Below are 11,989 nucleotides of genomic sequence, written 5' to 3' on the forward strand. Positions count from 1 at the left end.
ATTTATCAGCAGTAAGTTATTATAAGCGATGTCACAACATGAGGTGCAGTATAAGATGCAGGATTGTTAAGACATCATTGAATAAACACCGCATTAGTGTAGCATTTTATCCATGAATCACGCATGGCAAAAGCGTACTTGTACAATTTGATACGCAGTTGCCAGTCGCCTACTATCTCACCTTTGATATTTGGGTCTATAAAAACGGCGTTTAAAAGACCTGCTCGGCGGTTGTACTCCTACGCGCATCACCATACAATAGGCAAGCCCAGTTTATAAAAACGGTGTAGGCAAAGTAGTCTGTCAACACTTTCCTATTTTGCTCTTATTTTATTGATGATTGTTGTCTTGCGAGGTAGCTTTGAACGCACGCTCTGATAATACCAGTGACCAGTCCCCTAATTCTCAAACTCACGTAAACAGCTCAGCCAATACTGCTGCTGGATCTGTGGGTGTGGTTACGCCACAAAAATTCCATTTTGCTGAGCCATTGACCTTAGAATGTAACCGTACTCTGCCCTCGTTTGACTTGATGGTAGAGACTTACGGCACGCTCAATAGCGATAAATCAAATGCGATTTTGATTTGTCATGCGTTATCGGGCAACCATCACGCGGCAGGGTTTCATAGCGTTGATGACAAAAAAGCGGGCTGGTGGGACAATATGATTGGTCCCAACAAAGCCATCGATACCAATCGCTTTTACGTGGTGTGCGTTAATAATATCGGTAGCTGTTTTGGCTCCACGGGGCCTACAACTGTTAATCCCGATAGCATTAGTTCGGATGACAGTATCGATTCAAGCGATAGTAGTGCAAATAACAGTAATGAGCCGCAAGTTTATGGCCCTGACTTTCCGCTTATCACGATTAAAGACTGGGTAAAAACCCAAGCCATGCTCTCAGATCGTCTTGGTATCGATGTTTGGCATGCCATCGTTGGTGGCTCGATGGGCGGTATGCAAGCGCTGCAATGGTCTGTTGATTATCCAGATAGGCTAAAACGCTGTGTGGTGATTGCCAGTACGCCGAAGCTGTCTGCGCAAAATATTGCTTTTAACGAAGTCGCACGCCAGTCTATATTGTCTGATCCTGATTTTAAGGATGGACGCTATATACAAGCAGGCACGTACCCTCGCCGCGGCCTTATCTTGGCTCGTATGGTTGGTCATATTACGTATTTGACTGATGATGCGATGAAAGCCAAGTTTGGTCGTGACTTAAAATCTGGCAAGTTTATGTATGGCTATGATGTTGAATTCCAAGTCGAGAGCTATCTGCGCTATCAAGGTGAGCGCTTCAGCGAAAATTTCGATGCCAATACTTATCTACTCATGACCAAGGCGCTAGATTATTTCGACCCGACGCGTGACTACTCATCAGCGGTAGCAAAAGATAATACAGAGTCAGCCGTACAACTAGAAAATTCTATCGCAGCGTCAGTCGAGTCTAGCAAAGCCAATGCACAGAATGAGTTAGAAGACGCGGTAGCAACGATTGAAGATATTGAGTCTGATCGTCAGCAAGAGCTTTCTGCGCTCAAAGCTGCATTCGCCCATACACAATGCCAATATTTGGTCGTGTCATTCACCACCGATTGGCGCTTTGCACCAGAACGCTCGCAAGAAATTGTCGATGCACTGATGGCTACTGGCAAACCTGTTAGCTATATCAATATTGATGCGCCGCATGGACATGATTCGTTCTTATTTGATATTCCTCGCTATATGGGCGCTGTCAAAGGGTTCTTAACCGCGCCCTTTATCACCGACAGCCACTCAAAAAATAGTCGCTATAACCATCAGCAACCAACAGGAGAGCGCTCATGAGAATGGATCACCAGTTAGCAGAGCGTTGGATTGCACCGCAAGCACATGTACTGGATTTGGGCTGCGGTAATGGCGAGCTACTTGCGCACTTACAGCAGAAGTTAGGCGTCACCGGATACGGGCTTGAGATTGACGAAGACAAAATCAACGAGGCCATTGGCAATGGCTTGTCGATTGTTGAACAAGACCTCAACGATGGCTTGGCACGCTTCGCTGATAACAGCTTCGATACCGTCGTCATGGCACGCGCGCTACAAGCAGTAAAATCGCCTGATGTGCTGCTGCTCGATATGCTGCGCGTCGCCCGAGAGGCGATCATCACCTTCCCTAACTTTGCCCATTGGCAAAACCGTCTTCATTTAGGGCTCAAAGGGATGATGCCTGTATCTGAGGCACTGCCTTATGAATGGTACAACACCCCCAATATTCATCTATGTACCTTTAAAGACTTTGAGCAACTGTGTGCGCAGCATGATATTCATATCGTCAATCGCTTTGCGGTAAGCGACTCTGATAAAGGTCATTCCCCACTAATGACAGCATTGATTAGACAGGCACCCAATTTACTCGCAGATGTCGCTATCTATCGAGTGACAAAGAAAAAAACGAAGTAATGTCAGATATTTGATTTTTGCTTAAAAGGACAAAATGACCGTTATTGACGAACCATTTATCTTAGCAAATTGTTAACTAATGATTGTCTTATAGTAACTCTATGATTTTACTGGGGACAATCAGGTATAAGCAGCGATTAAATCTTGTAATTAGTATTTGAGTTTCGTAAGTTTGGGTGTTAAGCTAGCAAAATGTTGTCAGTTACCCCACTATTACGACCATTTGTCTAATCAGTTAGGGCCAAATCGATAATACAAAATTAAAAACTCTATTGCTGATGATTAGGTAAGTTCATATCGCAAGATGTCACCTAATTGTTATCGCCGTCTAACTGTCTTTAGCGAGACAATGCTTAGCGGTACAATTTTTGCTTATTAACTGCCTAATTTTGGAGCTGCTATGAAATTATTAAAAGCTGCGTTGTTTACTGCATTATTTTCTTGTGCTGGTTTGGCCAATGCTGAGTTAATATCAAACGTACCGCTTGATACCTCACGTTTTGAGCTGATGCCTGTGAGCGAGCTGTCTAGTCGCGCTGCCCAAGGTAACGATCATGCTCAGTTTTATCTAGCCAAGCGCTTGCAAAAAGGCGAAGGTATCGCTCAAAATACTCAACAAGCCATCCAGTGGTACACCAAAGCCGCTCAACAAGGGGTTGCTCCTGCTCAGTTGAACCTTGCTATCATGTACTTACGCGGTGAAGGCGTACAGCCTAACTTGCAACAAGCGCGTCTTTGGCTAGAAAAAGCCGCGATGCGTGGCGACAACCGTGCCAGCTATACACTTGCATTGTTAGATGAAAAACAAAAAAATCTGGTAGATGCCTATAAATGGTATGACTTAGCTGCCCGTGATGGCATGCTCGATGAAAAAGTTCGTAACAAGGCGCGTGGTAAAATCGGCCAATTGGCATTGAACTTATCTAGTGCAGATATCGCTAGTGCCCGCAACAAAGCAGATACTTGGTTCCAGAGTAAATAAACTCTAACTAGATATTTAGCGTATAGTAAAAATCCAGCCTTTGAGCTGGATTTTTTGTGTACGAAAGCAAAAAATTTATATAAAGTGAAATCAGTTTAATCATATACGCCTAATAAACTTGTAGCCTCCTAAGTCGAAGGAATGTTATGCAAACAGTTACCCCAATAACAAATCCATACCTCTTTGAAAAACAGTACGATGCTTTTATAAGGTTTGTAGAAGAAAAGTCAAATATACCTTTTGTGTCTTTTGCTTCACATCCTTATACAGATCAACAAGAAGGATATAAGTATCAGATTTACAGAGTTGCTCGCAATAAGCTTTCGTTTCATACATGGAAAAATCATGACATTGGAAGTGGGAAAATTATATTGGCAACCATTGAGGCCATTGAGTTTCCAGATAATAATTTAGTTCCATGGCAAAATCGCTATGGCGAACAAAATCGACCACATCAACCACTTTTTGAAGCAATTGGTAACCCTGTTAAGACAGAGGAAATTGAGAGCGTTTTATTTAATCTTTACTATTCATCAAATGACGAACAAATATTTGATGAGTTGATTAAAATTTTTGGAAGGAATTATTCTCTTTTAGCTTATCTTTATTTTATTAAAGATAACTCAAAATACTTACCTATCGCACCTACTTATTTTGATAGAGCATTCTCATTATTAGGAATAGAGTTCAAAACTAGTCAACGTTGTTCTTGGGAAAATTACTTTGTTTATTTACAACTTATTAGTACTATCAAAATAATGCTAATTGAAGAACTAAAAAATGAGGTTAGCTTGTTAGATGCTCACTCGTTTGCTTGGATGCTTTCTGCACAAATGGAAAAAGAAGATAAGCTTGCTGATGTTAGTGAGTATTTAAGTTGTAGTAGTACAGAAAGAGACTCAATTGTAAAATCACGTATTGGTCAAGGTCAGTTTAGACAAAGTCTTATCGAATATTGGTCTGCTTGTGCTGTCACTGGATGTAAGGAACTTAAACTATTAAGAGCATCTCATATCAAACCTTGGTCTGAATGCGGAGACATAGAACGTCTTAGCCTTTACAACGGCTTACTTCTATCACCAAATTTGGATGTGTGTTTTGATGCAGGTTTTATAAGTTTCGATGATTTAGGTCACATACTAATCTCAAATAAAATCAGTGCCAATGACCTTCAAGCCTTATCTATCAATAAAGAGATGAAGCTATCAAATATTTCGTCTGAGCATAAGAAGTATTTAAAATATCATAGAAAATCTATCTATAAACAAGGCTGAAAAATACTAAATTTTTCATATAATGTTTTCTATAACATCAAGCCAAGCACTACAAACTATTCAAAACCCTGCCAAAATTTGCTACACTACGCGCGCATTCATCAATCCCACAATTTTGTTAATGCTTTAAACTGAAAAGATACTTTAAACCCAACGCACTAGGTTTGCGACCTAGCCAGCAGGAGAAAGACATGAGCACCACTCAAGATAGTAATATCAAAGAAGCCTCGATAACTGACAATCAATCAGCCCCCGCCTACGACAGTGAAACCAATAATATCGTCGTCGCCGCACTTTATAAATTCACACGCTTTACTGACTTTGAGCAGTATCGTGAGCCGATTTTAAATGCGATGTTAGATAACGATGTCAAAGGCACCTTGTTGCTTGCAAGCGAAGGCATTAACGGTACGATTTCTGGCACGCGTCAAGGCATCGACACTATCCTTGATTACCTACGCAGTATTGGAGCCATTGGTACCTTTACCTTTAAAGAGTCTTATACCAATGCACAGCCGTTCTATCGCACCAAAGTAAAGCTAAAAAAAGAAATCGTCACTATGGGCGTAGAAAACATCGATCCATTACAATCGGTCGGTCGCTATGTAAAGCCTAGCGAGTGGAACGCATTGATCTCAGATCCTGAAGTGACCCTGATTGATACACGTAATGATTACGAGGTGCAAATCGGTACATTCCAAAATGCCGTCAATCCAAACACTGAGACCTTTCGCGAGTTTCCAGAATACGTATCAAAAGAGCTGGATCCAACCAAGCATAAAAAAGTCGCCATGTTCTGTACGGGTGGTATCCGCTGCGAGAAGTCGACTGCCTATCTACGCGAGCAAGGATTTGAAGAAGTTTACCATTTAGAAGGTGGCATCCTAAAATACCTAGAAGAAGTCCCAGCCAGTGACTCTATGTGGCAAGGTGACTGCTTTGTGTTTGATAACCGTGTATCAGTCAATCATAACTTAGAAAAAGGCAACTATGAGCAGTGTTTTGCTTGCCGTATGCCAATCACTAGCGATGACATGCAAAGCCCAGCCTATGTCAAAGGCGAATCCTGCCCACACTGTATCGACAAAGCAACCGATGAGCAAAAAGCAAGATTCCGTGAGCGTGAGCATCAAATGCAGCTAGCGAAAAAGCGCGGTGAAGCTCATATTGGTAGTGACGTGATGGATGTCATAGAAAAACGCAAAGCTGCTAAGACGGAAGCTCGTCTACAAGCAGAAGCTGCAAACAACGCTAAAGCCCATTAAACTTAGCATTAGTACAATAAAAAAGAAGTAAAAAAAGAGAGGCTCTAATGAATAGAGCCTCTCTTTTTTATATCAGCTATTCGTACCAATTAAAATAAGATACGTACGCGGATAGTCTCTTCTACATCTTTTAATTGATCGAGTGCAGCGGTCGAATCATTGTAATCGACATCCATCACTAGATACCCAACATCACCTTCTGTCATCAGGCTCTGCGCTAGGATGTTAATGCCAGCTTCGGCAAACAGACGGTTGATCTGAGATAGTACGCCTGGCACGTTTTTGTGAATGTGTAGCAGACGATGCGAGTTTTCTTTGAACGGAATAGAAACTTCTGGGAAGTTAACCGCAGTCGCCGTATCACCTTGGTCAGAGTATCTGACGAACTTATCTGCTACTTCAAGGCCAATATTCGCTTGCGCTTCTTGCGTTGATCCACCGATATGCGGCGTCAAAATCACATTATCAAACTTACGCAGTGGTGACTCAAACTCTTCGTCAGCTGATTTTGGCTCTTTCGGGAACACATCAACCGCCGCGCCCAAGATTTTACCAGACTCAAGCGCATCCGCCAGATCGTCAATCTCGACACACGTACCGCGAGCCGCATTGATAAAGTAGCTGCCTTCTTTCATTTGAGCGAACTGCTCAGCTTTCATCATATAGCGGGTGCTTGGCACATCAGGTACATGCAAGGTCACGATATCAGCGGTTGATAGTAACTCTTCTAGACTGCCAACTTGTACCGCATTACCTAGTGGCAATTTGGTCACGGCATCATGATAGATGACTTTCATACCGAAGCTTTCTGCTAGCACAGACAACTGCGAGCCGATAGAACCATAACCGACGATACCGATGGTCTTGCCGCGCACTTCATGTGAGTTAGTCGCAGACTTACCCCAGCCGCCGCGATGTACAGTTGCGTTCTTTTCAGGGATACCGCGGTATAGCATGATGGCTTCAGCTAATACCAGCTCAGCCACTGAACGGGTGTTCGAGAATGGCGCGTTAAAGACAGGAATACCCAAGTCACGAGCGGCATCTAGATCGACTTGGTTGGTACCAATACAAAAGCAACCAATGCCGATAAGTTTGTTTGCATGCTCAAGTACATCGCGCGTCAATTGAGTACGCGAACGAATACCGATAAAGTGAGCATCTTTGATCTTTTCGATCAGCTCTTCTTTATCTAACGCATGACTGATATTCTCGATGTTGTGATAACCAGCGCCTTCCAATACTTTTAGGGCATTGTCATGTAGACCTTCAAGCAATAAAAACCGGATTTTGTCTTTTTGTAGTGATAACGCCATATGAGAACTGTCCTATAATTGTTTTATAAGATTACCTGTTGGATAATCTGTGATGGATGAAACGAAAACAGTCCCGATATCTTACACAAAATTTGACGCCGATGTTAGCAGATTAGATGAATTATTGATTATCAAGCCTGAAAAATTTTTATGCTATAGTGAATCATTCGGTTTGAAATCAAACAAACCACTTTTATTATTTGTCTCATTTTTTATTTAAAAACTATCACCCACTTATTACCATCACGAGCCGACTCCTCACTGAATTTATAGTCATTTCGCTATATAATAAACAGTCCCAACATCGTGCTTACGCTAATATTGAGATTTGACCATGACGCTAACTACCGAACAGTCCACCTCCCAAGCCCATACCAATGCTGTGCAAACGATCCTAAGCACGCTGACTGACACTCATCAATTTGACCCGACCCAAATCAAAACCGACGCAGAGAGCTTAGAGCACTGGGGTAAAGACTGGACCAAACATTTCGCCCCAGCCGCCGCTGCCATCGTCTTTCCAAAGACCACCGAACAAGTCCAAGCGATTGTCCTGCTTGCTAATGAACACAACGTCGTCCTAACCCCAAGCGGTGGTCGTACTGGACTCTCTGCAGGCGCCGTTGCCGCCAATGGCGAGATCGTCGTCAGCATGGATAAAATGAATCATATTGGCCAGTTCTATCCAGCCGACCGCATCGTCGAGATTGAAGCCGGCGTCATTACCGAACAGCTGCAACAGTTTGCCGAATCAAAAGACCTCTACTATCCTGTCGACTTTGCTTCTGCAGGCTCTAGTCAAATGGGTGGCAATATTGGTACCAATGCCGGCGGCATCAAAGTCATCCGTTATGGCATGACCCGTCAATGGATCATGGGACTGACGGTCGTTACTGGTAAAGGTGACATCTTGCATCTCAACCGCGGCATGGTCAAGAACGCCACGGGTTATGACTTACGTCAACTCTTTATCGGTGCTGAAGGTACCCTTGGTCTTGTCACTCACGCGCAAATCAAACTTGAGCGTCAGCCGCAAGACTTAAACGTCATGGTACTGGGTATGGACAGCTTTAGTGACGTCATGAATGTGCTCTCTGCCTTTCAAGCCCAGATTGATTTGACTGCCTTTGAATTCTTTGATGAGGTGGCGATTGATAAGCTGATGGCCCATGGTCAAGTACAAGAGCCGTTTGAGTCACGTACCAAGTTTTATACCTTATTAGAGTTTGAAGCACCATACGAGCCAATCATGGAAAAAGCCATGGCCATCTTTGAGCAGTGTATGGAAGAGGGCTGGGTTGTTGATGGGGTGATGAGTCAAAGCTTATCGCAAGCAGCTGAGCTGTGGAAACTACGCGAGTACATCTCAGAGACCATCTCGGTATTTACCCCTTATAAGAATGATGTGTCCGTGCTGATCAGTCATGTGCCCGATTTTATCGCAGAGATTGATGCGATTGTGAGCAGTAACTATCCTGACTTTGAGGTGTGCTGGTTTGGTCACATTGGTGATGGTAATTTGCATTTGAATATCTTGAAGCCTGAAAACATGAGCAAGGATGAGTTCTTTAGCGAGTGTCAGGTGGTGAATAAGCATGTGTTTGAGACGGTGCAGCGCTATGGTGGGTCGGTGTCTGCTGAACATGGGGTGGGTATGACGAAGAAGCCGTATCTGCAATACAGCCGTAGTGAGACGGAGATTGAGTATTTGCGTGAGGTCAAAAAGGTGTTTGATCCAAACAACATTATGAATCGTGGCAAGATTTTTGATATGTGATTGGTAGGCTAACGATTTATCTCAAAAAAAAGACGCTAAACCTAAAGGCTAGCGTCTTTTTTATGTTTGCAACTTTATATTTGGAAAACCCAAATTTACGTTTAAAAAAACATGATTTATAGATATAACAGTACCAGCGCCACAACTAGCAAGACACTCAAAAACCCTTGAATAATCAAAAATGCTTGATGCGGTGCCGCTATATGGCGGAACATATTGCCTAGCGCATTGTAAGTAATGCCCGCTGCTTTGATATGTGGCGGGGTGTCGAAATTTTTGATAATTTGCAAAAACTGCTCAGTACGATCAGGTGACCAGCCGTGCGGTGCAAATGGTAAAAATGGTGAAAGCTGCGCCGCTTGCTCTTTGGTTGCAGGTGACCATAGCCAGCGCTCCAAAAACAGCAGACGCATACGCCAGTCTGAGAAGCTGCGATGATCAATCTCTTGCAATAATAATACTTCAACGTTTTTGTGACGATTATCAGCAAAAATGCGTTTTTGTAGCGCAAATACATGTTTCTGTTCGCCTTCGATGCACTGCAAAAACTGACCATTGCCATAACATAATGTACCGGTAATGCCGTGCTGCTCATTATAATCGCGAGCATGGGCCTCTACATCCTCAAATATAGAGGTGTTTAGACGTGACGCAATGGTCAACGTACTGACATAGACCAGCTGAACCAATGATGACTCTTCTATTTCATCCCATTGCTTGATTCTATTGCTACGAGTTAAGGGCATAATAAAATAATCCTACGGCCGAACACATACGGCTAAATATGACAAGCAAAACGATACTATGCCTGAAGTAAATGAAGATATTGACTCACAAAAACGTAGCAAATATTTACTACCTGAGACTATTATTACTCATACAGCTTGCTATGATAATAAACAAACTAAAGGGCGCTGACAGTATATAAGGTCGATACAAGAAAATATAAGGTTAATCTAACTTAATATATGAGGAACCGCTTATTCAGCTCTTCCAAGTAACTCAATAAGTGTTAGCATTATATCGATCACGATGACGGTTTTTAATACATTAACTTTTCATCAATTGAGAACTGCTTCAACCGTGATAAACATCAAAACTCGTATTCGAAATGAGATAGAATCTCATCGTAACCTATTGTAAACACGACAATAATTATTGTAACGGCAATATTCTTCTATTGGAATGTTTTTATTGCTTTTTTATGCAAAAACTTGCGTCACTCGCCCCTTTAATACTGTCATATCAAATATCATCACATTTAGTAGAGATTTAACACAGGAATATTATGAGCAAAATTGAAAAATTAGACGACCTTCACCTGACGATCGCTGAGATCAAGAAAAAAGACTACCCACAACTAAAAGAACTGATGGACCGCGTCTATGCAAACCTAGGTGGTGCTTGGTCTAAGACGACCATTCATACTTTGATTGATGCGTTTCCTGAAGGTCAGATTGCAATGTTTGACCATGATCAATTGATTGGTATTGTACTGTCCATGCGTGTCGATTATGCAAAGTTTTCCAACCCGCATACCTATGATGATTTGATCGGGCAAAAAGAAATTATCCGCGACAATCCTGAAGGCGACGCCATTTATGGTCTAGACGCACTGATTGATCCTGAATATCGTGGCTATCGCCTTGGTCGTCGCCTTTATGACGCCCGAAAAGAGCTGTGTCGTCAGTTAAACTACCGCGCTATTTTGGCTGGTGGCCGCATCCCTAACTATCATAACCACCAAGACTTGAGCCCAGGCGAGTATATTGATGCCGTTGAGAGCCGCGAAATTCACGACTCTGCATTGTCTTTTCAGTTGTCAAACGGGTTTATCGTCAAGCGTATCTTGACCGCTTACCTACCAGATGACAAACAATCTAAAGGGTTTGCTACCTTGCTTGAGTGGTCAAATATCTACTATGAGCCAAAAGACTATAAGCCCAACACACGCAAATCTGAGGTGCGTATTGGTGGTATTCAGTGGCAAATGCGCGAAGTCGAGTCACCTGAAGAGCTACTACAACAGGTCGAGTTTTTCGTTGATATCATGGCTGATTACAACTCAGACTTTGCTTGTTTACCAGAGTTCTTTAACGCACCGTTGATGGGTCTATGCGAAGAAACCGATCAAAATATCGCCATTCGCTTTTTGGCAGGTTATACCGAATGGTTCAAAAATGAGATTTCGCATTTGGCCGTCAGTTATAACGTCAACGTCATTACAGGCTCTATGCCATTCTTAGACGAAGACGATACCTTATACAATGTCAGCTACTTGTGTCGCCGTGATGGTACGGTTGAAGAGCAACGTAAAATCCATATCACGCCGCATGAGCGTAGCGCTTGGGTCATCGAAGGTGGTGACGAGGTCAAAGTATTTGATACTGATGCTGGTCGTATCGGTATCTTGGTCTGTTATGACGTTGAGTTCCCTGAACTTGCACGCCTATTAGCACTTGATGACATGGATATTTTGTTCGTGCCTTTCTGGACAGATACCAAAAACGGCTATTTGCGTGTGCGTCACTGTGCTCAAGCACGTGCGATTGAAAACGAATGCTATGTAATGATCTGCGGCTCGGTAGGCAACTTGCCACAAGTCGAAAGTTTAGATATTCAGTACGCACAGTCGTCGATTTTTTCACCGTCAGATTTTGCATTCCCACATGATGCGATTATGGCAGAAACCACCGCCAATACCGAAATGGTATTTTTCTCAGATGTGAACTTAGACAAGCTGACTCACGTTCGTCACGAAGGCTCAGTACATAACTTGATTGACCGCCGTGATGACTTATTTAGCTTAAAATGGAAACGTAAATCTAAAATTCCTGCAAGCAAATTAAGTGACGAAGAACGCCGTGAAAACTCAGGCAGTGTGCTTATCGGTGATCCATTACAGAATCGTGCGCAAAAGCCATAGTTGGTTG

9 protein-coding genes are annotated in these 11,989 nt (G+C 42.7%); 7 read left to right on the forward strand and 2 right to left on the reverse strand.

Annotated features, from left to right (window positions below; genetic code table 11):
- The first annotated feature begins 448 nt into the window (after positions 1-448).
- The 5 genes from metX (at position 449) to trhO (ending at position 5,963) form a co-directional block, all read left to right on the forward strand.
- A complete protein-coding gene (gene metX, locus JMX83_RS08070; protein ID WP_227675788.1) occupies positions 449-1,828 on the forward strand; it encodes a homoserine O-acetyltransferase MetX in 1,380 nt (459 codons plus the stop codon).
- Complete coding sequence (gene metW, locus JMX83_RS08075; protein WP_075107829.1) at positions 1,825-2,442, forward strand: methionine biosynthesis protein MetW; 618 nt, start codon at positions 1,825-1,827, stop codon at positions 2,440-2,442. Before metX ends, metW begins: the two co-directional genes overlap by 4 nt.
- A 400-nt stretch (positions 2,443-2,842) precedes the next feature.
- Positions 2,843-3,424 (forward strand): tetratricopeptide repeat protein, encoded by a 582-nt coding sequence (locus JMX83_RS08080; protein ID WP_201600408.1) that lies wholly within the window; start codon positions 2,843-2,845, stop codon positions 3,422-3,424.
- 146 nt (positions 3,425-3,570) lie between these two features.
- Positions 3,571-4,698, forward strand: coding sequence for an HNH endonuclease (locus JMX83_RS08085; protein WP_201600411.1), 1,128 nt, complete (start codon positions 3,571-3,573; stop codon positions 4,696-4,698).
- 191 nt (positions 4,699-4,889) lie between these two features.
- Positions 4,890-5,963, forward strand: coding sequence for an oxygen-dependent tRNA uridine(34) hydroxylase TrhO (trhO, locus tag JMX83_RS08090; RefSeq protein WP_201600414.1), 1,074 nt, complete (start codon positions 4,890-4,892; stop codon positions 5,961-5,963).
- Between the two features lie 89 nt (positions 5,964-6,052).
- Here trhO and serA read toward each other — a convergent pair whose 3' ends face one another.
- A complete protein-coding gene (gene serA / locus JMX83_RS08095) occupies positions 6,053-7,279 on the reverse strand; it encodes a phosphoglycerate dehydrogenase (protein ID WP_201600417.1) in 1,227 nt (408 codons plus the stop codon).
- Between the two features lie 334 nt (positions 7,280-7,613).
- On the opposite strand from serA, the gene JMX83_RS08100 reads away from it, so the two are divergent.
- Complete coding sequence (locus JMX83_RS08100) at positions 7,614-9,056, forward strand: FAD-binding oxidoreductase (RefSeq protein ID WP_201600420.1); 1,443 nt, start codon at positions 7,614-7,616, stop codon at positions 9,054-9,056.
- A 116-nt stretch (positions 9,057-9,172) separates the two neighbouring features.
- Here the strand turns inward: JMX83_RS08100 and JMX83_RS08105 are convergent, their stop codons facing one another.
- Positions 9,173-9,802, reverse strand: a complete 630-nt coding sequence (locus JMX83_RS08105; protein WP_201600424.1) for a BLUF domain-containing protein — start codon at positions 9,800-9,802, stop codon at positions 9,173-9,175.
- Positions 9,803-10,344: 542 nt separating this feature from the next.
- Here JMX83_RS08105 and JMX83_RS08110 point away from each other — a divergent pair.
- Complete coding sequence (locus tag JMX83_RS08110; protein WP_201600426.1) at positions 10,345-11,982, forward strand: carbon-nitrogen hydrolase family protein; 1,638 nt, start codon at positions 10,345-10,347, stop codon at positions 11,980-11,982.
- Positions 11,983-11,989: the final 7 nt, after the last annotated feature.

The sequence above is a fragment of the Psychrobacter piscatorii genome, assembly GCF_904846415.1.
In the GTDB taxonomy this organism is placed as follows: domain Bacteria; phylum Pseudomonadota; class Gammaproteobacteria; order Pseudomonadales; family Moraxellaceae; genus Psychrobacter; species Psychrobacter piscatorii.